Source organism: Pseudomonas sp. 3MA1, assembly GCF_029237275.1.
GTDB classification, from domain to species: Bacteria; Pseudomonadota; Gammaproteobacteria; order Pseudomonadales; family Pseudomonadaceae; genus Aquipseudomonas; species Aquipseudomonas fluorescens_AP.
Map to the genome: position 1 here is coordinate 1 of NZ_JAACFX010000019.1, position 21,601 is coordinate 21,601.

Consider the following 21,601-nt stretch of genomic DNA (forward strand, 5'->3'; position numbering starts at 1 on the left):
CGGTGGCAATGATGTGCGCCACCAGCGGGCCGTGAGACACCGCCACGCCCTTGGGCATGCCGGTGGAGCCGGAGGTGTAGATCACATAGGCCAGGTTATCTCCATCCAGGGCCACTTGTGGTGCGCTATCGTCGCTACCCGCCCAGTCTTGGGTACGGTCCACCGCCAGGCTTAGCAGGCCCTGGGGCATCGGCAGCTTGTCCGCTACGGCGCTATGGGTCAGCAGCAATTGCGCGCGGCTGTCCTGCAGCATGTACAGCAGGCGATCTTCCGGGTACTCCACATCCAGCGGCACATAGACCCCACCGGCTTTGAGTACCGCAAGGAAGGCCACCATGATCTCGGCGCTGCGCGGCATGGCGATCGCCACCCGCACTTCCGGGCCCACGCCCCGGGCGATCAGGGCCCGGGCCAGACGGTTGGCGCTGCGATCGAGCTCGCCATAAGTGAGCGTCTGGGTATCGAAGATCACTGCCACCGCCTCGGGATTTTCCCGGGCGCGGTCGGCCACCAGTTCATGCACCAGGCGCCCGGCCGGGAAGCCCGAAGCGCTGCGGTCCCAGAGCTGGAGCAGTTGCTGGCGCTCGCTATCGTCCAACAGGTTCAGCTGGCCGATGCTCTGCTGCGGATCGGCCACCATAGCCTGCAGCAGGTTCTGCCAGTGCCGGGCCATGCGCCCGATGGTCGTGGCCTCGAACAGATCAGTGGCGTAGCTCAGGGAGGCGCGCACCTGGTCCTGAGACTCTTCGATATCCAGGGTCAGGTCGAACTGGGCCACCCCTTCATCCCAGCTCAACGGACTCATGTCCAGGTGTGCCAGACGCTGCAAGTGATTGCCCGCCAGGCTGATGTGGTGGTTGAACATCACCTGGAACAGCGGGCTCAGGCTCAGGCTGCGCTCGGGCTGCAGGGCTTCCACCAGTTGCTCGAAGGGCAGGTCCTGATGGGCCTGGGCTTCCAGGGCCCTCTGCTTGACCTGGGCCAGCAGTTGGCTGACCGTCAGTTGCCCGTCGATATCAGCCTTCATCACCTGGGTGTTGACAAAGAAGCCGATCAAACGCTCGGTTTCCACCCGGTTACGGTTGGCGATCGGCACACCGACGCGAATGTCCTGCTGGCCGCTGTAGCGATGCAGCAAGATCTGGTAGGACGCCAGCAACAGCATGAACAGGGTCACCCCTTGCCGCTGGGCCAGGCCCTTGAGCCCGGCCAGCAGAGCGGCCGGCAACGGCACATTCAGGCGCGCACCGCGATGGCTAGGCAGGGCCGGACGCGGATGATCCAGCGGCAATTCCAGCACCGGCTGCTCGCCCCCCAGCAGCTCGCGCCAGTAGCCCAGCTGACGATCCTTTTCTCCGACCTCCATCCAGTTGCGCTGCCAAAGCGCATAGTCGGCGTACTGGATCGGCAAGGCCGGCAACTGCAGCTCCTGGCCCTGGCTGTAAGCCGTATACAACTGCACCAGTTCGTCGACCATCAGTTGCATCGACCAGCCATCGGAAACGATATGGTGCTGCACCAGCACCAGCACATGCTCGTCCGCGGCCAGACGCAGCAAGCTGACCCGCATCAGCGGGCCCTGGCGCAAGTCGAAGGGCCGGGCAATTTCGGCTTCCACCCAGGCCTTGAGCGCCGCTTCATCGGCATCGGCCAGGGCCAGCTCGATCCGCGCCTCAGGCTCGATCACCTGCACCGTGCGCTGGCCATCCTGCTGCAAATGCGTGCGCAGGCTGGCGTGGCGCGCCACCAGGGAATCGAAGGCCCGTTGCAGGGCAGCTCGCTCCAGTCGACCTTTCAGGCGCAAGACGCTGGGCACGTGGTAGGCGGCGCTTTGCGGATCCAGTTGCCAGAGGAACCACTGGCGCTCCTGGGCATAGGACAACGGCAGCGGCTGCCCGGGCTGCAGCGGCAGGATGGCCGGGGAGGATACCGTAGGGTGGCCCAGGGCACGGACGAAGTTTTCCAACTGCGGCTGTTCGAACAGGGTGCGCAGGCTCACCTCGACACCCAGGCCGTGCCGTACCCGGGACACCATCTGGGTGGCGAGCAGCGAGTGGCCGCCCAATTCAAAGAAATGCTCGTCAAGCCCGATCCGTTCGATACCCAGCACCTGGGACCAGATCGTCGCCACCTGCTGCTCCAGCTCGCTGACCGGGGCTTTCCAGTCAGCCTGGGTCTGGCAGGTGTCGGGCTTGGGCAGGGCTGCGCGATCGAGCTTGCCATTGGGGCTCAGCGGCAGGTGGTCGAGGAACAGAATGTGCGCCGGCACCATGTAGTCCGGCAGTTCGGCGCGCAGGCCGGCCTTGAGCTGTTCGCGCAATGGCCCCTGCCCGGCTTCAGCCAGCGCCTGGCTGGCTACCACATAACCCAGCAACTGGTTATCGGCAGCGATCACCAGGGCCTCGCGGACGCTGGCTTGGGCCAGCAGGCGGGCTTCGATCTCCCCCAGCTCGATCCGGAAACCACGCACCTTGACCTGATGGTCGATGCGCCCGACGTACTCGATCACCCCATCGGCGCGATAGCGTGCCAGGTCGCCGGTGCGATACAGGCGCCCCGCCCCGCCCGGGGTGAAAGGATCGGGAATGAAACGCTCAGCCGTCAGTTCAGGACGCTGGAAATACCCCCGGGCCAGCAGCGGTCCGCCAATCAGCAGTTCCCCGGTGACCCCCACCGGAAGCGGGTTGAGGTTGGCATCCAGCAGGTAGATGGCGCGGCCATCCAGCACCCGGCCGATGGGCATGGTTGCCGGCAAAGGTTCGCGGCCATCGACATAGCCGGCGCAGTCCAGCGCCGTGGCGCTGACCGTGGTTTCGGTCGGGCCATAGGTATTGAACAGGCGCACATGGCCCAGGCCGGCATCGCGCCAGGCCTTGAGCCCTTCCGGCGGCATGGCTTCGCCACCTATGTGCAGCTGGCGCAAGCGGCCATAGTCACGCGGGCCACGCTCGGCGAAATCACGCACCAGCAGATACCAGTAGGCGGTGGTCACATCGACCACCGAGATCTGATGCTCGATCAGTTGCTGGTAGAAGGTGTCGCTGTCCCACAGCTCGCCGCCACGCACCACCACCCCCGCGCCGCAACACAGGGCCGGGTACAGCTGCTCGACGAAACCGTCGAAGTTGAAAGTGCCGAACTGCAGCGCCCGGTCATCGGCCTTGAGCTCGAACAGCTTGATGATCACTTCCACATGCCGGGCCAGGGAGGCGAGGTCGATACCCACGCCCTTGGGCCGTCCGGTGGAGCCGGAGGTGAACATCACGTAGGCCAGGTTGCCCGGCTGCGCTCGCGGTGCCGGGTTCAACCCGCTGTAGTGGGCCAGCCATTGCGGGTCCGCCTCCAGGCACACCCGGGGCAGATCGCCATCGAGCGGCAGTTGCTCCAGCAATGCCTGCTGCGTCAGCAGTAGTTGCAGGCCGCTGTCCTCGATCATGCATTGCAGGCGCTCGCTGGGGTATTGCGGGTCCAGCGGTACATAGGCGCCACCGGCCTTGAGCACCGCTAGCAGCGCCACGATCATCTCCAGCGAACGACCCACCGCCACACCCACCAGGGTGTCGGCATCCACGCCCAGCTCGATCAGGTGATGGGCAAGGCGGTTGGCCCGCAGGTTGAGCTCGGCATAGCTCAGACGCTGGCGGTCGAGGATCAGCGCCAGGTTGTCCGGGTGCAGTGCCGCCTGCTGTTCGAAACGCTGCAGCACGCAGGCCTGTGCCGGCTGCCAGACCTCGGCCGGGTTCCAGTCCAGCAGCAGTTGTTGCTGCTGGTCTTGCAGCAATAGCGGCACGGCCCCCACGGCTTGTTCGGGAGCCTCGACGAAACGCTGCAGCAATGCCTGCAGATAGGCCGCCAGCCCCTGCACCACCTGCGGGCTGAATTCGGCCTGGAAATATTCCAGGTGCAGGCTCAGGCGCTGCCCGCCATGCGCGGTGAGGGTCAATGGATAGTTGGTGCGTTCCTGACTCTGTACCGCGCTGAAACGCAGGCCATGCTGCGCAGACTGCTCCAGGCTCTTGGCCACCGGGAAGTTCTCGAACACCACCAGGGTGTCGAACAGGGCCTCGCCGGCAGAGCCGGCCCAGCGCTGGATATCGAACAACGGGGTGTGTTCGTGCTCGCGCATCTCCAGGTTCAGCGCCTGCACCTCGCGCACCCAGTCGGCCACGCTGCGGGCCGGATGGGCGGTGGCGATCAACGGCAAGGTGTTGATAAACAGACCGACCTGCTGCTCGACATCCGCAAGGTCCGCCGGGCGCCCGGAAACCGTGACCCCACACGCCACGCTGGACTGGCCGGTATAGCGTTGCAGCAACAGCAACCAGGCCGATTGCACCAGGGTATTGAGGGTGACCTGCTGGGCCCGGGCAAAGCTGTTCAAGCGCGCGGTTTGTGCCTCGTCCAGCTGGCACAGCAGTTCGCCGTACTCGCCTGGCGCCGGCAGCGCCGCCTTGACCACGCTGCGGGCCAGATGGCAAGGCTCGTCCAGCTGCGCAAGGCGCTGGCGCCAGAAAGCTTCGCCCTGGGCCGGGTCCTGCTGTTGCAGCCAGGCAATATGCCGGGAGAAGCCTGCGCCCACGGGTGGCAGTGGCTGCCCTTTGCACAGTTGCAACACTTCATTGAGCACCAGGGCGTTGCTCCAGCCATCCATCAGGATGTGGTGGCTGGTGTACAGCAGATGCCAGCGATCCTCGGCGGTGCGTACCAGCACCACACGCAGCAAGGGTGGGCGGGCCAGTTCGAAGCCCCGCTGATGCTGCTCCAGGGCCAGGGCATCCAGGGCCGCCGCCTGGTCCGGGCGCTCACGCCAGTCGTACTGGATGAACGGCAGGTGCGCCTGACGGTAGACCACCTGCAGGGCCTGGCCCTGATCGTCCTGCCAGACAAACCCGGTACGCAGCATGTCATGCCGGGCCAGCACCTGCTCCCAGGCAGCCTGGAAACGCACCACGTCCAGGCCCTGCACGTCGGCCCGCAGCTGGCTGACATAGACGTCGTCCTGGCCCTGCTGATAGAGGCTGTGGAACAGCATGCCCTGCTGCATCGGCGACAGCGGATAGAGGTCCTGCACTTCGCGTGCGGGCAGGGCCAGGTCGTCCAGTTGGGCCTGAGTCAAGCGGGCCAGGCTCACATCGGACGGGGTGAATGCGCCCTGCCGCGGGTCGAGGCAATGCTCGATCAAGCCCTCCAGCTCCTCGCGGTAAAGGTCCACCAGCCCCTGAATGGTCGCAGGCTCGTACATCTCGCGACTGAAGCCCCAGTTCAAACTCAGCTCGCCACCGTAGACCTGCCCCTCGATCACCAGCCAGTTGGCCAGCGGCGCATGCGGGTCTTGGCTCTGTCCGGCCTTTTCGCTGGCCGGCAGCAACAGCGCCTGGGCATCGAACTGGCGGTCGAACTGCCCCAGGTAGTTGAAGGTGACCCGTGGCTGTGCCAGTTGCGCCATGGCCGCACGGCTGGCGTCATCCCCCAGGTAACGCAGCAGGCCGAAGCCCAGCCCCTTGTCCGGAACCCCACGCAGTTGTTCCTTGATCGCCTTGAGCGCCGCGCCGGGCTCGCCGCCCCCGCGCAGGTAGACCGGGAACAGGCTGGTGAACCAACCGACGCTACGGCCAAGGTCCAGCTCGCTGCCGAGGCTCTCGCGGCCATGGCCTTCGAGCTGCACCAGGCTGCCCTCGGCGCCGGTCCAGTGGCCCAAGGTACGGGCCAGGGCAGTCAGCAGCAGGTCGTTGATCTGCGTGCGATAGGCCGCGGTGGCCTGCTGCAGCAGTTGCGCGGTGCGCTGGACACCCAGGGTCAGGGTGATTTTCTGCTCGTGGCGATGCTCCAGAGCCGCGCCTGGGTGATCCACCGGCAACTCGGCCAACTGCTGCGGAATCTGCGCCTGCCAGTAATCCAGCTCGGCGCTACGGGCCAGGGCCGCCTGTTGCAGGTGCGCAGACCAGGCCTGATAGGAACTGCTGCGCGGAGCCAGGGCCAGTTCCGGCTGGGTATAGAGCTGTTGCAGGTCTTCCAGCAACACCCGCCAGGACACGCCGTCCACCGCCCAGTGGTGGATCACCAGCAACAGCCGCTGGCTGCCGTCGGCGAGGTTCACCAGCATGGCGCGCAACAGCGGCCCCTGTTCCAGGTCGAGGCTGCGCTGGGCGGCCTCACAGAGTTCGGTCAGTTGTTCGGCGGTTGCGGCGCTGCGCTGCCACAACAGCTCGCCCGCATCGATGGCGTAGGTCTGCTGCCAACCCTCAGCCCCCTTGCGCACCCGCAAACGTAGGGCATCGTGGTGCGTCACCAGGCGCGTCAGGGCCTGGCTCAGGCGCTCGGCCTCCAGGGGCTGGCGCGCCTGCAACAGCAGCGACTGGTTCCAGTGCTGCCGCTGGGGTACCGCCTGTTCCATGAACCAGTGCTGTACCGGGGTCAGGGCCACCGCGCCCTGGACCGGGCCGCTGTCCACCGGGCCTGCGGCCACGGGCTTGGCCGCCTGGGCCAGGCTGCGCAGGGTTTGATGCTGGAACAGGTCCCGCGGGCTGAGCAGCAGGCCGGCCAGACGTGCTCGGCTGACCACCTGGATGGAAATGATCGAGTCACCGCCCAGGGCGAAGAAGTTGTCGTCCAGGCCCACCTGCTCCACCGCCAGCAGCGCGCCCCAGATCTGGGCCAGGGTCTGCTCGACCCCTTCGCGCGGTGCGCTGTAGGGCGCTAGCAGCACCTCGCCGGTGTAGCTCAGCAGGGCCTTGCGGTCGAGCTTGCCGTTGGGCGTCAGCGGCATGCTTTCCTGGGGCACCCACTGCGCCGGCACCATGTACTCCGGCAGGCTGCGGCCCAGGTAGGCCATCAGCTCTTCGCGCCAGTCGGCGGCGGCTTCCTGCAACACCAGGTAGGCCACCAGTTGCTTGCCGTCGACCACCAGCACCGTGGCTTCGCGCACCTGCGGATGCTCCATCAGCCGCGCCTCGATCTCCCCCAACTCGATGCGCAGGCCGCGCAATTTCACCTGATGATCCAGGCGCCCCAGGTACTCGATCACGCCATCGGCGCGCTGGCGTACCCGGTCGCCGGTGCGATACAGCCGCGCGCCCGCCTGGAACGGGCAAGGCACGAAACGCTCGGCAGTCAGCGCCGGGCGCCGGTGATAGCTGCGCGCCAGGCCGGCGCCGCCCAGGTACAGCTCGCCGGCCACACCCGCCGGCACCGGTAGCAATTGCGCATCCAGCACATGGGTGCGCAGGTTGGCGATCGGCTGGCCGATCGGCACGCTGCTTGCGCCTTCGTCGACACAGGTCCAGTGGGTGACGTCGATTGCCGCCTCGGTCGGGCCGTAGAGGTTGTACAAGCCAGCGCCCGGCAAGCGGGCGAAGACCTGCTGCTGAGCCTCCAGGGGCAAGGCCTCGCCACTGCAGACGATGCGTTTGAGGCCGGTGCAGGCCGACACGCCCTGCTCATGGATGAAGGCCTGGAGCATCGAGGGCACAAAGTGCAGGGTGCTGATGCCGTGGTCGATGATGGTGTCGATCAGGCGCGCCGGCTCGCGGTGAGCCCCCGGGGCCGCTACCACCAGCCGGGCACCGGTCATCAGCGGCCAGAAGAATTCCCAGACCGAGACGTCGAAGCTGAACGGGGTTTTCTGCAGCACCGCGTCACTGGCGTCCAGGCCATAGGCCTGCTGCATCCAGAACAAGCGGTTGACCAGCGCCGCGTGGCTGTTGCCCGCGCCCTTGGGCTTGCCGGTGGAACCCGAGGTGTAGATCACATAGGCCAGGTTCAGCGGGTCGACCAGCGTCTCCAGCGGGCCGCTGTCATAGGCCAGCAGCGCGTCCTGATCCTGGTCCAGAAGGATGACCTTGGGCGCCTCTGCAGCGGCTTGGAAATCCAGCAGAGGCAGCAGCGAACGCTGGCTCAGCAAGAGGCGGATGCCGCTGTCCTCGATCATGTAGGCCAAGCGGTCCCGGGGGTATTCCGAGTCCAGGGGCACGTAGGCGCCACCGGCCTTGTGGATCGCCAGCAGGCCCACGACCATTTCGAGGGAGCGCTCGATGCAGATGCCCACCAGCACATCCGCCGCCACACCCTGCTCACGCAGCAGGCGGGCCAGCCGGTTGGCCCGGGCATCCAGTTCGGCGTAGCTCAGTTGCTGCTCGCCGAACACCAAGGCGCAGGCCTCGGGGGTACGCCGGACCTGAGCTGCGATCAGTTGCGGCATGCTCAACCCGGTGGGGTAAGCCTGCGCCGTAGCGTTCCAGTCGTGCACCAGGGTCTGGCGCTCTTGGCCATCGAGCATCGGCAACTCGCCGATGCGCTGCTCGGCATCCTCCAGCATGCCTTGCAGCAGCGCGGTCCAATGCCGCGCCATGCGCGCGATGGTGCCGGCGTCAAACAGGTCTTCGGCGTAGGTCAGGGCGGCATGCAGCGTGCCGGACTTCTCGTAGGTGTCCAGGGTCAGGTCGAACTGGGTGGTGCGGCTCTGCCATTGCACCAGGCCCAGCTCCAGCCCGGACGCCGTCTGTACCGTGCTGATATCCGCCACCTGGGGCTGGTGGTTGTACATCACCTGGAACAGCGGTGTGTGGCTCAGGTTGCGCTCCAGCTTGAGTGCCTCAACCAGTTGCTCGAACGGCAGGTCCTGATGAGCCTGGGCACCCAGCGCCGCCTCTTTGACGGTCTGCAGCAGCTCGCTGACCCGGGTCTGGCCGGTGAGCTGGGTGCGCAGCACCTGGGTGTTGACGAAAAAGCCGATCAGCCCTTCGACTTCGGCACGGTTGCGGTTGGCAATGGGCACGCCGACGCGGATATCGTCCTGGCCGGTGTAGCGGTGCAGCAGCACATTGAAGGCGCCGAGCAACAGCATGAACAGGGTGACGTTGTGCTGCCTGGCCAAGGTCCGCAGCTGTTCGGCCAGCTCCGGCGCCACGGCAAACTCGTAGCGGGTGCCGCGGTAACTGGGCATCGCCGGGCGCGGATGATCGAGGGGCAGCTCCAGCACGGGATGCTCGTCGCCCAACTGCGCCTGCCAGTACTCCAGTTGCCGCGCCTGCTCCCCCGCCTCCAGCCAGCGCCGCTGCCACAGGGCGTAGTCGCTGTACTGGATCGGCAGTGGCGGCAGTTGCGGCGCTTCGCCCCGCTCGAAGGCGTCGTAGCAACGGATGAACTCGTCGATCAGCACATTCATCGACCAGCCATCGGAGACGATGTGGTGCAGGGTCAGCAGCAGCACATGCTCCTGCGCATCGAGTTGCAGCAGCCTGACCCGCAGCAGCGGGCCGCGGTCCAGGTCGAACGGCAGCAGCGACTGGCGCTGGGCTTCGGCCGCCACCGCCTGCTCCCGTGCCGTGGCATCGATGCTGCTCAGGTCGAGAAACGCCACCGACAGGGATTCCGTCGCCGGCGCCTGTTCCAGGCGGTCGTCAGCCTGCTGCTTGAATACCGTGCGCAGGGTTTCGTGGCGCGCCACCAGGGCGGCGAACGCCTGCTCCAGCGCCTGACGATTCAGCGCCCCTGTCAGGCGTACCGCCCCCGGCAGGTTGTAGGCGCCGCTCTGTGGGTCCAACTGCCAGAGCAACCACATGCGCCGCTGGGCGTAGGACAGTTCCTGGCGGTCCTCGACGGCCACCCCGGCCGGGATTGGAAACAACGAAAAGTCGATGTTTTCCGCCCGCAGACTATCGAGGAACAACCGGCGCTTCTCCAGCGGCAGCTCGATAAATCGGCGTGCGAGTTTCAGGGACTTTTCAGCGTTCATCGGCGGTTCATCCGTACATGTTGGGTATCGAGCGTTGGCTCGGCTATCCCTACGAAACGGATGGGCCTGGGGAAAAATTAACCATGTGCGTCGCACTGGCGGCAGCGTCCTGCCAGGTAAATTCAAGCGCTTGCGGCTCGTCAAATCAGGACCTTCTCCTTAACAAGGTCGCGATCATGTCCTCAGCCACTTCCCTGGCCAGCTCACTGGCCAACGGCTTGCGCAAGCTGGTAGGTGCCGGCGCCCAACAACCCCGGGGCTACCGCCTGATCAACGTCGAACTCAAGCAACGCCTCGACCTCAGCCCCTCCATGACCCGCCTGGTGTTCGGCGGCGAGGACATCGCCCAGGCGCGCACCCTGGCGCCGGACCAGCGCATCAAGCTGCTGTTTCCCGGGGCCGACGGCACGCCGCCACAATTGCCGGTGGAGGGCGACTGGCAGGCGGCCCGGCGCCAGTTGCCGGCCGAGCGGCAACCGCCGATGCGCACCTACACCATTCGTGCCTTGCGCCTGCAGCCGGCGGAGCTGGATGTGGATTTCGTGCTGCACGGGGTCAACGGGCCGGCCTCCGCCTGGGCCAGCCACGCCCGGCCCGGCGATCGCCTGCAGATGGTGGTGCCGAACAAGGCCTACAGCGGCGACCCCGGTGGTTATGAGTGGCTGCCGCCGGCCGGGATTGGCAAGGTGCTGTTGATGGGCGATGAAACCGCGCTGCCGGCCATCGCCGGGATTCTCGAAGAGCTGCAGGACTATCCGGACTACCCGGATGTGCAGGTGTTCATCGAGGTGCCCCATGAAAGCGACTGCATCGACCTGCACTGTCATCCCCAGACCCGGCTCAGTTGGCTGCCCCGGGACGTGCTGGGGGCGCAACATGGCGAACCCCTGATCCATGCCGCCCGGGAACTGGCCGAGCTGCCGCCGGCCAGCGTTGGACGCCGGCCACTCAAGGTGGCCGAAGGCGACGTTGAACAACGCCTCTGGGAAAGCGCCAGTCCAGCGGACAACCGCTTCTACGCCTGGGTGGCCGGCGAGTCGGCGACGGTGATGAGCATCCGCCGCCACCTGATCAACGAGCGCGGCCAGGAACGTCGCAACCTGACCCTGATGGGCTACTGGCGCCTGGGCAGTTCCCTGGGTTGAGCCCGTGCCGGTAGCCGCTGCCGCGCCCGCGAAGCGGCGCAAAGGCCCGCCGGGCCTTGCCTGGCGGGCAACCGTCAACTCCGGGTGCGCGGCGGTTCCCTGTGTCCCGGCGGGCCGTTCGCGGCCTGCGCCGGCGCTGCAACCCGGCGCGCCTTCAGACAACCACGGTCGCCGGTTGCAGGCGGCGGCTCTGCCCCTCAAGGTGGCCCTTGATCAGGCTCAGCACCTGGGTTTCCTGTTCATGAATGAAGAAGTGCCCGCCCGCGAGCATGTCCACCGAAAAGCCGCCATGGGTTTCCTTGCTCCAGCCGATCAGTTGTTCGCTGGTGGCGCGGTCGGTCGTGCCCCCCAGCACGTGCACCGGGCAATTGAGCAACGGGCGCTGCAGCGGGCGAAAACGGCCGCACAGCAGGAAGTCGGCCCGCAGGATCGGCAGGGTCAGGCTCATCAACTCCTGGTTGGCCAGTACCTCTTCGCTGGTGCCGTTGAGGGTGCGCAGTTGTTCGATCAATTGCTCATCGCTCTTGGGCTCGGCAAAGCCCCGGTCGTATTCGCTGCGCAAGGTCGGCGCCGCCGTCCCCGAGGCGAACAGCGCCACCGGTTCCGGACAGCCCAGGGCGCGCAGGGCGTGGGCCAGTTCGCAGGCCAGCAAGGCCCCCAGGCTGTGACCGAACAGGGCGTAGGGCGCGCGCAACGTGCTCTGGATTTCCCGGGCAAGCTGCATCGCCAGCACCCGCATGTCGGTGTGCAGGGGTTCGGTATAACGGGCGCCGCGCCCGGGCAGTTCCACGGGTGTCAGGTGCAGCCATGGGGGCAGCTTGCGCCGCCAGCGGCTGTAGACCATGGCGCTGGCGCCGGAGTACGGCAGGCACAGCAGGTTCAACTGGGTCACGGTTTGTCCCTCGACAGATGATCTGTTAGGAACAACGCGGCACGGGGCGGACAAATTAGTCCGACGGTCGCTTCAGCGCAGGCGTCGATAACTTTGCAGCGCCGCCCCCAGCACCACCGCACCGCCGGCCAGGGCCAGCCAAAAACCGCTGCGGGCGCCGAAATGGTCCACCAGCGCACCGGAACCGGCGGCCCCCAGGGCCACGCCGATGCTCAGGCCGGTGACCAGCCAGGTCAGGCCCTCGGTGAGCTTGGCTGGCGGCACGATGCGCTCCACCAGAGCCATGGCGACGATCAGGGTCGGGGAGAAAAACAGCCCGGCGACGAACACCGCCAGGGACAGGCCGAGGATGTTGCTCGCCCACAGCAGCGGCAAGGTGGTCAGGGCCGTGGCGATGCCGCCATACATGAACAATCGGGGCAAGGGCGTGGCCAGTTTCAGCGCGCCGAAGGCGATGCCCGCCAGGCACGAGCCGATGGCGTACACCGAAAGCACGATGCTCGCCGCCGCCGGTTGTCCCTGCTGCTGGGCGAAGGCCACGCTGACCACGTCCACCACCCCGACGATGGTGCCCATGGCCGTCATCAGCAGCATCAGCAGGCGGATTTCCCCGGAACGGATGATCGAGCCGCCCGGCCCCTGCTCGTGGGGATGCACGGGGGGCTCGGTGCTTTTTTGCATGACGAACACGCCAACTCCCAAGGCCAGCGTCAACAGCGCGCCCAGCGGTCCGGCCTCGGGAAACAGGCCCACGCACAGCCCCACCGACAACGGCGGACCGATGATGAAGCAGACTTCATCGAGCACCGACTCCAGGGCGTAGGCGGTCTGCAATTGCGGCTGGCCGCGATACAGCTCGGTCCAGCGGGCACGGACCATGGCCGACATGCTGGGCATGCAGCCGGCCACGGCGGCGCAGATGAACAGGGTCCAGTGCGGCGCCTGCAAACGGGTGCACAGCAACAGGGCCAGCAATGCCCCGCCCCCCAGGCCCGCCGCCAGGGGCAAGACCCGGCCCTGGCCGTAGCGGTCCACCAGCCGCGAAACCTGGGGCGCGCAGAACGCCGTGGCCAGGGCGAAGGTCGCCGCCACCGAGCCGGCCAGGGCGTAGCCGCCGTGCAACTGGGCGAGCATGGTGATCAGGCCGATGCCGGTCATGGAGATCGGCATGCGCGCCAACATTCCGGCCAGGACGAACGCCCGGCTGCCGGGGGCCTTGAACAATTCGCGATAGGGGTTTGCCATTTACAACGACTCCTTGGGGGTTGCAACTTGCCACAAAGTGCTCGCGCAGTAGAAATACATACGCCTCGTATGTTAAAAAGCATGAGAACATACGCCGCGTATGTCAATCCACCCCTTGCTGGAGAACTGTGTTCATGAGCAGCCGCCCTCGCGCCGAGATGATCGAAGAAACCCGCGCCAAGCTGATCGCCAGCGCGCGCCAGGCCTTTGCCCGGCTGGGCTATGCCAGGACCTCGATGGACGACCTGACCGCCGAGGCCGGGCTGACCCGGGGCGCGCTGTATCACCATTTCGGTGACAAGCAGGGGCTGCTGGCGGCGGTGGTGGAGCAGATCGATGGCGAGATGGATCAACGTCTGGCGGCAATCTCCGCTCAGTTCGCCGATCCCTGGGAAGCCTTCTGCCAGCGTTGCCGGGCCTATCTGCAGATGGCCCTGGAAGCGGAAATCCGGCGCATCGTCCTGCAGGATGCGCGTGCAGTGCTGGGGGAGCGGCTGCCGGCCCAGGAACATTGCATCGACACTCTGAGCGCCCTGCTGGAGCAGCTGATTCAGGCCCAGGTGATTGCTGTGGTGGAACCCCGGGCCCTGGCGCGCCTGATCAACGGCAGCCTGGTGGAAGCCGCCTTGTGGATCGCCGCCGCCCCCGAGCCGCATCAGCGGCTGAACGAAGCACTGAACGCCTTGCAACTGCTGCTGCGCGGGCTGCTGGCCGGCCAAGCGTCCACCCCACTCGCCTGAGCCAATCGCCCCAGCCAACGCCATGGGCGATTGGCCGGGCAGGCCACAGATACAAGGAGCCCTAGATGCACCAAGCACTGCTGATCATCGACGTACAACCCTGCTTCAACCCACCGCCCTGGCTGGTAGAGGGCATCAACCGCCTGCTCGGGCGCATGCCCTCGGTGGCCACGGTGGAACGCCATGACGAAAGCCGCACGCCCTTCGCCCGGCAACTGGGCTGGCAACCGGCGGCGGACGACCAGAGCCTGGTGGCCGCCGACAAGGTCTTCATCAAGCACGGTTACGGACCGACGACGGAGATTCTCGATTACCTGAAAAGCCTGAACCCCGAGCGGGTGCTGGTGTGCGGCATCCAGACCGACACTTGCGTGCTGGCGGCGGGTTTTGCCCTGTTCGATGTCGGATTGCAGCCAACCCTGCTGACCGACCTGACGGTGGGTTCGTCCCTGGACCGCAGCGGCGGCCTGGGCATCGAGCTGTGGCGGCATCACTTCAAGCACCTGATCCGCAGTAGCGAGCTGTAGATACCGGCTTGCCGGTGAAAAGGCCGTGCAGGGCGGGCTGCAAGCCCTCTGCCGCGCACAACCCGCGCACTCGACCCGAGGAAAAATCGGTACACTTCGCGCCTTTGATCCCCCACAGGACATGGAATGTTACCCGCCGCGACCTCTCCCCGCCCCGGCCTGCGCCGGGCCCTGGTGCTCTGGCTCTACGCCGCCGGCGCCGGCCATCTGCTGGCCGGGCTGCTGTTGACCTGGGCCGGCCACAGCGGCCTGCTCAACGATTACCTGGGCGGCATCGAGCAGGCCTTCTGGGGCGCCGCCGCGCCAGCGCCGGCCCGGGCCCAGCAGATCTGGTGGCTGGGCCTGTTCGGCGCCACCCTGCAAAGCTATTCGCTGTACCTGCTGGGCCTGGTGCACCTGGGCAACCGCCTGCGGGCGCCGGCGGCCTGGGCCTGGCTGATGGCCGGGATTGTGCTGTGGGCGCCCCAGGACATGTGGCTGTCGTGGCAGATGAACATGACCGCCCACCTGTGGATCGACAGCTTCGCCCTCTTGGTGCTGCTGCCGCCGCTGCTGTGGCTGCAGCGCCACGACTCCCGCCCTTCCCGTCTTCCCTCGTAAAAGGACTTCACCATCGTGGCTGATTTGCCAATCCTGCAGTGGGCCATCGCCCTGTTGCTCGCCCAGGGCGTGCTCGGCGCCCTGGATACGATCTACCATCACGAACTCACCGTGGCCCTGCCGCAACGCCACGGCGCGCGCAAGGAGCTGGCGATCCATGCCCTGCGCTCGTGCTTCTACGGCGTGCTGTTCATGGGCATCGCCCACCTGGCGTTCCAGGGCATCTGGGCGCTGGTGATCGCCGTGCTGTTCGCCCTGGAAATCGGCCTGACCCTGTGGGACTTCGTGGTCGAGGACCGCAGCCGCAAGCTGCCAGCCATCGAACGCATCATGCACACCGTGCTGGCGATCAATGCCGGGGCGTTCTTCGCCCTGTACGGCCTGCAACTGCTGGAGTGGTCGCGCCTGCCCAGCGCCTTGAACCCCATCGACCTGGGCTGGCAAGGCTGGGCCCTGAGCCTGTTCGCCGTCGGTGTGACGGCCTCGGGGATTCGGGACGGCCTGGCGGCGTTGCGCCTGCAACGCCAGGGCCAGGGCGCCAATCCCTTTGCCGGTGGCCGTGGCAAACGGGTGCTGGTCACCGGTGGCACCGGCTTTATCGGTGAAACCCTGGTCAACCAACTGCTGGATGCCGGGCACACGGTCAGCGTGCTGGCCCGCGATCCGCTGCGCGCCGCCTACCTGTTCGACGGTCGTGCCCGCTGCCTGCGCTCGTTGAGCAAGCTGGGCCATGGCGAGGCCTTCGACGTGATCATCAACCTGGCCGGCGCCCCGGTGGCCGGGCCGCGCTGGTCGGCCAAGCGCCAGGCGCAACTGCTGGCCAGCCGGGTCGGCACCACCGAGGCCCTGCTCAACTGGCTGCAACACGCCCAGCACAAGCCGGAACTGTGGATTCAGGCTTCGGCCATCGGCTTCTACGGGGTGCGCGACGCCAGTCAGAGCCTGGATGAATACGCCGAGCGCGGCGAAGGCTTCATGGCCGACCTGTGCGCGCGCTGGGAATCCTCGGCGGAACCGGCGACGCGCTTCGGCGTGCGCCAGGTGGTGCTGCGCTTAGGCATCGTGTTCGGCCCCGGCGGCGCCCTCAAGCCGTTGCTGCTGCCCTTCCATTTCGGCTTTGGCGGACGCATGGGCGATGGCCGGCAGATCATGAGCTGGGTGCACCGCGACGACGTGTTGCAGGTGATGGCACGGGCGATCAACGACCCGTCGCTGTCCGGCACCTACAACATGGTGGCGCCGGAAGCGGTGAGCCAGGGCGACTTTGCCGCCACCGTCGGCAAGGTGCTCAAGCGTCCGGTGTGGCTGCATGTGCCGGCCGCGCCGGTGCGGGCCCTGGCCGGGGAAATGGCCGAGCTGTTCTTTGACGGCCAGAAGGTGGTGCCCGCGCGCCTGCTGCAGGCCGGCTACCGCTTCCGTTACCCGACCCTGGACGCCGCCCTGCGCGACCTGACCTGAGCTGAGGAATGCCCATGAGCAAGCCCCTGTTGTACCTGCTGGCGGGCAATGGCAGCGCCGCCGACTGGTGGGACGATGCCCTGCCGCACTTTCAGCGTTATCAGGTGCAGCCGCTGGAACTGCCGGGGTTTGGCGACAATCCGCTGCCTCCTTGCAATGACCTCGGTGAATACGCCGAGGCCTTGCTGGGCATGACGGCGCCGGGCAAGGCGATTGTCGCGGTGGGGGTCAGCGCGCTGATCGTACTGCACGCCCTGCAACGCCGCCCCGGGCATTTCTCGCGCAGTGTGCTGCTGTCGCCGGTGGGGGCCTTTCTCTGGCAACGGCGCTTGCCGGCGCTGATGTCGCCGCTGCCGGCGCGCCTGCTGATTCATGGCTTGCTCAGCCATAAGCCAACCCTGTTCGCCGGCAAGTTCTCGCGCCAGCCGTGGAGCCAGGAGCAGTACCGGCGCATGGGCTCGGGCTACGCCCGCTGCCGGGCGTTCGTGCCGCTGTGGGAGCAACTGCGGGCCGACACCGCGCTGCCGTTGCTGGAGTGGATCCAGGACCCGGTGCAACTGGTCTGGGGCGATCAGGACCGGCTGCTGGGAATGGCCCAGGCCGCGGCCTGGTCGGCGATCCTGGCCCGGGCCGATCTGCGGGTCAGCCTCAAGCCGGGCTGGGGCCATTACCCGTGGATCGATGCGCCGGCCGAGTTCGTCGCCTGGCTGGAGTCCGGCGACCGCGGTTTTGTCGCCCACACCAAGGGCGGCCGCCTGCGTCTGGCGGAGCTGGGCGGCCAGCCGGTGCCCAGCGCCCTGTCCCTGGACAGCGCCCACGATCCGCGCCTGCCGGCCCTGCTCGCCAGCCAGCCCGCGGCGCTGTGGGCGGTGCGCTCCTCCAGCTACGGCGAGGACCAGGCCGATTCGGCCAATGCCGGTTTGAGCACCACCTACCTGCGGGTGCCCAGCGCGGACGTGCCCGCGCGCATCAGCCAACTGCGCGACGCCGGGGTCGAGGAAGTGGTGGTGCAGCGTTTTATCCAGCCGACGTTGTCGGGGATCGCCTTCGTGCGCCACCTCTCGGTGGAACTGGAATGGGTCGAAGGCCACCTGGAAAGCCTTGCCGACGGCCAGGTCAGCCCGCAGCGGGCGATTCTTTCGCGCCTGGGCCCGGTGTGGGAAAGCGGCGCTTTCGCCAGCACCCAGGGCCTGGACGCCAAGGCCCTGTGGGATTTCCTGCAAGGGGTACTCAAGACCTTTCACTACGTGCCCGGCGATGTCGAATGGGCCTGGGACGGCCAGCAACTGTGGCTGCTGCAATACCGCCCGATCAGCGACTACGGCTGGCGCCGGCACCTGACCGCGGCGAATATCGCCGAGATCCTGCCGCCCCAGCCCAGCCGTTTCGTCGAGTACGGCCAGCGCCGCGCGGCGGCGAGCATTCCGGCGATCATGGCGCGCTGGGACAGCCGGGTGCTGCAGGACAACGAGCCGTTCACCGCGCTGTTCGGCGGGGCGTCCTATATCAACAACGACCTGTTCCTGGCGCGACTGGCCGATTGGGGCCTGCCCTCCTCCAGCTATGCCGGCGAAGTCGGCGGCGCCACCCCGGAACTGCCCTTGCGCCCGCTGCGGCTGCTGCGCTCGCTGCCGCGCTTCCTGCGCATGCAGCACATCGCCCGCGGCCACTTGTTGACCCTGGAAGCGGGCCTGCGACGCTTCGACCGGGAGCTGGCGCAGTTGCAGGGCGCCGGGGCCGACGGCCAGCAGTTGGCGGACTGGTTCGCCCGCTTCTACGTGTTCGTGGTGCAAGGCAACCTGTGCATCGCCACCGCCCTGGCCAGCAGCGGCGGCGCGCTGCTGGGGCGCCCGCCCACGGCCTACGGCAACCTGGATAACAGCCCCCATCGCCTGCCCTGGGAAACCGACCCCGGCACCCCGCGCCCGGCGTGCACCGAGTTGCCGTTGCAGGCCTTCCCGCACTGGAGCCCGGCCATCACCCTGGCCCACCGCCTGGGCTTGCCGGGCCTGCGCGGCTATTACCTGCAAGTGCGCGAGTGGTATCGGGACAACCTGATGCGAATCTTTTTCCGCCTGCACCACGCCGTGCCCGAGGCTGATCGCGGCTACTGGTTCGCGCCCCATGAACAGCCGCGCAGCCGTGGCGGCAGCTTCTGGCAGGACGGCCGCGAAGGCCGCGAGCAGGCCGCGGGCTTCATGATCTATCCGGGGCAGGTCCAGGGCGTGCTGGGGGTCGATATCCTCCTGGAAGACACCCTCGATCCCGGGCGCCACGCTCACTACCAAGCGGCCCGGGCCGTGATCGCGCGCATGGGTGGGCGCCTGTCCCACGGCTCCACGCTACTGCGGGAACTGCGCAAGCCCTCGGCGGTGCTGCCTCAGGTGGACCCGGCCTGGGTCGGCCGCGAAGTGCTGTATAGCGACGGCCAGCTGAGCCTGGTCGAAGGTTGAACCCCGCGCTCCGGACTCAAGTGCACTCGGTGGCGGCGAAACGTTCGCGGTAGGCCTGGGGCGTTACCCCCAGGGCCCGCAGCAGGCTGCGGCGCAGGGTTTCTTCACTGCCAAAACCGCATTGCGCGGCGATGCGCTTGATCGGCAGGCCGGTGTCGGCCAGCAGGCGCCGCGCGGTTTCCACGCGGATCAGTTCGATGGCTCGGGCCGGGGTCTGGCCGGTGTCGGCGCGGTAGTGACGGACGAAGCTTCGCTCGCTCATGCCCGCCTGCTGGGCCAGGATCGGCAGGGTCAGTTCGCGGCTGAGATTCTCGGCGATCCAGGCGTGCAGCCCATCGAAACGCCCGCCCTTGTTTTGCAGCGACAGGGTCACGCTGAACTGCGACTGGCCGCCCGGGCGCTTGAGAAACACCACCAGTTGCCGGGCCACGTCCAGCGCCGCCTCGCGCCCCAGGTCGGCCTCCACCAAGGCCAGGGCCAGGTCAATGCCGGCGGTGACCCCGGCCGAAGTCCAAACCGGGCCATCGTTGATGAAGATCGGGTTGGGCTCCACCTGCAATTGCGGGTATTGCTCGGCCAGTTGCTCGCAGCGGGTCCAGTGGGTGACCACCCGGCGCCCGTCCAGCCAGCCGCTGGCCGCCAGCAGAAAGGCCCCGGTGCAGACCGAGGCCACGCGCCGCGAAGTCGCCGCGCGCTGGGCGACCCAGGCCACCAGTTGCGGGTCCCGAGCCGCCTCGTAGACGCCCCAACCGCCGGCGAGGATCAAGGTGTCGCAGGCCACTTCCGGCGCCGGCAGGGCCTCGGCCAGCAGCGCCAGTCCCGATGAACTCAGGGTCGCCCCGCCCGGGCTGGCGATCACCCGCGGGTGGTAGGGCATGGGCAGGCCCAGGCCACGGGCCCGGTCATTGGCCGAGGCGAACACCTGCAAGGGGCCGGTGACATCCAGCAACTGGTGATGGGCGAAAGCCAGGACAAAGACGTTTTTCGGCGCAGTGGGCATGATTGGCGTAAATCGAGGGCTGGTTGGCGAATACGCCAAAGCCTAGAGCGCTAGAGTCAAGCCGTCCACTTCATCGACACAAGGAACAGGCCATGGCGTTACAGATAGGTTTTCTGTTGTTTCCACAGGTCCAGCAGCTGGACCTGACCGGTCCCCACGACGTGCTGGCTTCACTGCCGGATGTGCAGGTGCATCTGCTCTGGAAGGAGCCGGGGCCAGTGCTGGCCAGCTCCGGGCTGGTGCTGCAGGCCACCACCGGCTTTGCCGACTGCCCGCCGCTGGATGTGCTGTGCATCCCCGGTGGCGCTGGGGTCGGGGCGCTGATGGAAGACCCGCAAACCCTGGAATTCATCCGCCAGCAGGCGGCCCGGGCGCGCTACCTGACATCGGTGTGCACCGGTTCCCTGGTGCTCGGCGCCGCGGGCCTGCTGCAGGGCAAGCGCGCCACCACCCACTGGGCCTACCACGAACTGCTGGCGCCGCTGGGAGCGATCCCGGTGCGCGAACGGGTGGTGCGCGACGGCAACCTGCTGACCGGCGGCGGCATCACCGCCGGCATCGACTTCGCCCTGACCCTGGCCGCCGAACTGTTCGACGCCGCCACCGCGCAGTTGGTGCAGCTGCAACTGGAATACGCCCCGGCCCCGCCGTTCGAGGCCGGCACCCCGGACACCGCGCCGGCCAGCGTGGTGCAGTTGGCGCGCCAGCGCACCACGGATTCGCTGCACCAGCGCCGGGAAATCACCCTGCGCGCGGCGGCGCGGCTGTCGGCTGGATGAGTCTTCAGGCACGGCGCACCGGACCCTGGCGGGCATTGCCGAGCAACTGGGTAATGGCGCCATCGCCATAGGTGCGCTCGACCCTGGAGATCACCACCTGATAACCGGCGTACCAGCGCCGGTACTGGCGCTTGGCCTCGATGTGCCTGGGGTGGCTGGCGAAGGCCTGGATCGAGGCTTCGTCCTCCCAGTAGTAGCTGGCGTTGATCAGCCCCTGATCGGCGCTGGTCCAGGATTGGGCGCCGACGAAGCCCGGCAGGCTGATGGCGATTTCATCGATCAACGCGCTGAGGCGCAGGAACTCCTCGTCGCGCTGGCCCGGCTGGTAGATAAAGGCGGCGATGTACATGGGCAAACTCCTTTGGGTGATGAATCAGACCGGGCGTACCAGTAGCGCCAACCGCAAGGCCAGGGCCAGCAGCACCGCCGCCAGCAGCCAGGATTGCCAGCGGGCCAGCCGCGAATCGCTGCCGGGCAAGCCACGGCGCAGGGCCGCCCCGAAGATCCCCAGGCTGGTATGGAAGACCCCGCTGACCAGGGTCAGCAGCAAGCCCAGGACCACCAGTTGCACAGCCATGCTGCCGCGCTCGGGGCGCACGAACTGCGGCAGGAAGACCATGAAGAACAGCAGCGCCTTGGGGTTCAGCAGGCTGTTGCACAAAGCCCGGACAAACACCGTGGACAGCGGCACCCGGACCGGGTCGGCCAGCTTCAGGGCGCCGCGCTTGCCCAGGGCCTTCCAGGCCAGCCACAGCAGGTAGGCGACCCCGGCATAGCGGATCAGCTCGAACGCTGGCGGCCAACTGGCCACCACGGCGGTAACGCCCGTGGCCGTGAGCAGGGTCAGGCCGATATCCGCCGCGCCAATCCCCAACCCCGACGCCACCCCACCGCGCCAGCCGTAGGCCACGCCATGGCTGATGACAAACGCCATGTTCGGACCCGGCGACAGCAGCAACAGCAGCACCGCGCCCAGGAAGATCGACAGGGTGGAAAAGTCCGGCATCTGCGCGCTCCTGCACAAAAGCC

13 protein-coding genes are annotated in these 21,601 nt (G+C 67.4%); 7 read left to right on the forward strand and 6 right to left on the reverse strand.

The features are described 5' to 3' along the window. On the reverse strand, positions 1-9,733 hold a 9,733-nt coding region (locus tag GWQ44_RS30030; RefSeq protein WP_275929015.1), incomplete at its 3' end, for a non-ribosomal peptide synthetase. Between the two features lie 176 nt (positions 9,734-9,909). On the opposite strand from GWQ44_RS30030, the gene GWQ44_RS30035 reads away from it, so the two are divergent. After that, complete coding sequence (locus GWQ44_RS30035) at positions 9,910-10,878, forward strand: siderophore-interacting protein (RefSeq protein WP_275929016.1); 969 nt, start codon at positions 9,910-9,912, stop codon at positions 10,876-10,878. 154 nt (positions 10,879-11,032) lie between these two features. On the opposite strand, the gene GWQ44_RS30040 is transcribed toward GWQ44_RS30035, so the two are convergent. Together GWQ44_RS30040 and GWQ44_RS30045 are read right to left on the reverse strand one after the other, a co-directional pair. Further along, entirely contained in the window at positions 11,033-11,770 is a 738-nt protein-coding gene (locus GWQ44_RS30040) for an alpha/beta fold hydrolase (protein WP_275929017.1), read from the reverse strand. A 72-nt stretch (positions 11,771-11,842) separates the two neighbouring features. Then, positions 11,843-13,015 (reverse strand): MFS transporter, encoded by a 1,173-nt coding sequence (locus GWQ44_RS30045; RefSeq protein WP_103739370.1) that lies wholly within the window; start codon positions 13,013-13,015, stop codon positions 11,843-11,845. A 134-nt stretch (positions 13,016-13,149) separates the two neighbouring features. On the opposite strand from GWQ44_RS30045, the gene GWQ44_RS30050 reads away from it, so the two are divergent. The 5 genes from GWQ44_RS30050 (at position 13,150) to GWQ44_RS30070 (ending at position 18,793) form a co-directional block, all read left to right on the forward strand. Then, complete coding sequence (locus tag GWQ44_RS30050) at positions 13,150-13,755, forward strand: TetR/AcrR family transcriptional regulator (protein WP_016967135.1); 606 nt, start codon at positions 13,150-13,152, stop codon at positions 13,753-13,755. A gap of 65 nt (positions 13,756-13,820) precedes the next feature. Then, positions 13,821-14,282 carry a cysteine hydrolase family protein gene (locus tag GWQ44_RS30055; RefSeq protein WP_016967136.1) on the forward strand — a complete coding sequence of 154 codons (462 nt, stop codon included), beginning with the start codon at positions 13,821-13,823 and terminating at the stop codon, positions 14,280-14,282. A gap of 126 nt (positions 14,283-14,408) precedes the next feature. Then, a complete protein-coding gene (locus tag GWQ44_RS30060) occupies positions 14,409-14,882 on the forward strand; it encodes a hypothetical protein (RefSeq protein WP_016967137.1) in 474 nt (157 codons plus the stop codon). Positions 14,883-14,897: 15 nt separating this feature from the next. After that, positions 14,898-16,340 (forward strand): TIGR01777 family oxidoreductase, encoded by a 1,443-nt coding sequence (locus tag GWQ44_RS30065; RefSeq protein ID WP_275929018.1) that lies wholly within the window; start codon positions 14,898-14,900, stop codon positions 16,338-16,340. 14 nt (positions 16,341-16,354) lie between these two features. Continuing rightward, positions 16,355-18,793 (forward strand): alpha/beta fold hydrolase, encoded by a 2,439-nt coding sequence (locus GWQ44_RS30070; protein ID WP_275929019.1) that lies wholly within the window; start codon positions 16,355-16,357, stop codon positions 18,791-18,793. A 16-nt stretch (positions 18,794-18,809) separates the two neighbouring features. On the opposite strand, the gene GWQ44_RS30075 is transcribed toward GWQ44_RS30070, so the two are convergent. Beyond that, complete coding sequence (locus GWQ44_RS30075) at positions 18,810-19,793, reverse strand: GlxA family transcriptional regulator (protein ID WP_275929020.1); 984 nt, start codon at positions 19,791-19,793, stop codon at positions 18,810-18,812. Between the two features lie 92 nt (positions 19,794-19,885). Between GWQ44_RS30075 and inhA the strand changes: the two genes are divergently transcribed. Next, complete coding sequence (gene inhA, locus GWQ44_RS30080) at positions 19,886-20,572, forward strand: isonitrile hydratase (RefSeq protein WP_275929021.1); 687 nt, start codon at positions 19,886-19,888, stop codon at positions 20,570-20,572. Positions 20,573-20,576: 4 nt separating this feature from the next. On the opposite strand, the gene GWQ44_RS30085 is transcribed toward inhA, so the two are convergent. Together GWQ44_RS30085 and GWQ44_RS30090 are read right to left on the reverse strand one after the other, a co-directional pair. Continuing rightward, complete coding sequence (locus GWQ44_RS30085; protein ID WP_047305438.1) at positions 20,577-20,921, reverse strand: antibiotic biosynthesis monooxygenase; 345 nt, start codon at positions 20,919-20,921, stop codon at positions 20,577-20,579. A 24-nt stretch (positions 20,922-20,945) separates the two neighbouring features. After that, the gene (locus GWQ44_RS30090; protein ID WP_275929022.1) at positions 20,946-21,578 is read right to left on the reverse strand and encodes a LysE family translocator; all 633 of its coding nucleotides are present in this window, start codon (positions 21,576-21,578) and stop codon (positions 20,946-20,948) included. Positions 21,579-21,601: the final 23 nt, after the last annotated feature.

Excerpts from the sequence above, each read along its gene's own strand:
- GWQ44_RS30035 (WP_275929016.1), top strand. The coding sequence starts at position 9,910 with ATGTCCTCAGCCACTTCCCTGGCCAGCTCACTGGCCAACGGCTTGCGC.
- GWQ44_RS30045 (WP_103739370.1), bottom strand. The coding sequence starts at position 13,015 with ATGGCAAACCCCTATCGCGAATTGTTCAAGGCCCCCGGCAGCCGGGCG.
- GWQ44_RS30050 (WP_016967135.1), top strand. The coding sequence starts at position 13,150 with ATGAGCAGCCGCCCTCGCGCCGAGATGATCGAAGAAACCCGCGCCAAG.
- GWQ44_RS30055 (WP_016967136.1), top strand. The coding sequence starts at position 13,821 with ATGCACCAAGCACTGCTGATCATCGACGTACAACCCTGCTTCAACCCA.
- GWQ44_RS30060 (WP_016967137.1), top strand. The coding sequence starts at position 14,409 with ATGTTACCCGCCGCGACCTCTCCCCGCCCCGGCCTGCGCCGGGCCCTG.
- GWQ44_RS30070 (WP_275929019.1), top strand. The coding sequence starts at position 16,355 with ATGAGCAAGCCCCTGTTGTACCTGCTGGCGGGCAATGGCAGCGCCGCC.
- GWQ44_RS30075 (WP_275929020.1), bottom strand. The coding sequence starts at position 19,793 with ATGCCCACTGCGCCGAAAAACGTCTTTGTCCTGGCTTTCGCCCATCAC.
- inhA (WP_275929021.1), top strand. The coding sequence starts at position 19,886 with ATGGCGTTACAGATAGGTTTTCTGTTGTTTCCACAGGTCCAGCAGCTG.
- GWQ44_RS30085 (WP_047305438.1), bottom strand. The coding sequence starts at position 20,921 with ATGTACATCGCCGCCTTTATCTACCAGCCGGGCCAGCGCGACGAGGAG.
- GWQ44_RS30090 (WP_275929022.1), bottom strand. The coding sequence starts at position 21,578 with ATGCCGGACTTTTCCACCCTGTCGATCTTCCTGGGCGCGGTGCTGCTG.